Source organism: Tritonibacter sp. SIMBA_163 (assembly GCF_046535935.1).
Taxonomy (GTDB): domain Bacteria; phylum Pseudomonadota; class Alphaproteobacteria; order Rhodobacterales; family Rhodobacteraceae; genus Epibacterium; species Epibacterium scottomollicae.
Window position 1 is genome coordinate 1 of sequence record NZ_JAWJBP010000540.1, and the last position, 267, is coordinate 267.

Annotated in this window: 1 protein-coding gene; it reads left to right on the plus strand. The window is 56.9% G+C overall.

Annotated elements, in window-relative coordinates:
- On the plus strand, positions 1-267 hold a 267-nt coding region (locus tag R0J92_RS23445; protein ID WP_411053445.1), incomplete at both ends, for a hypothetical protein.

The window sequence follows — 267 nt, forward strand, 5'->3', positions numbered from 1 at the left end:
TTATCAACTTGCAACCTGGGTATCGGTGCTTCTTGGCGTGGTCGCAGCACTCTACTGGTACAGGTCTTCAATCGCTGAGGTCGATGCGCCAGCCGGCAGCGGTGGTGTCGGCGCGCTTTTAGGAGGTGATCTAGTAGCTCTTTCGAAGGGGAAGCGTATCGACTTGGTCAAGAGCCTGCAGCTCCAATCGAGATACAATGGTGTCGCAGCCATCGCGGCATGCATGGCCTCGGTAGCCCAGATAGTTGCTTGGACCGCAACCGCCTT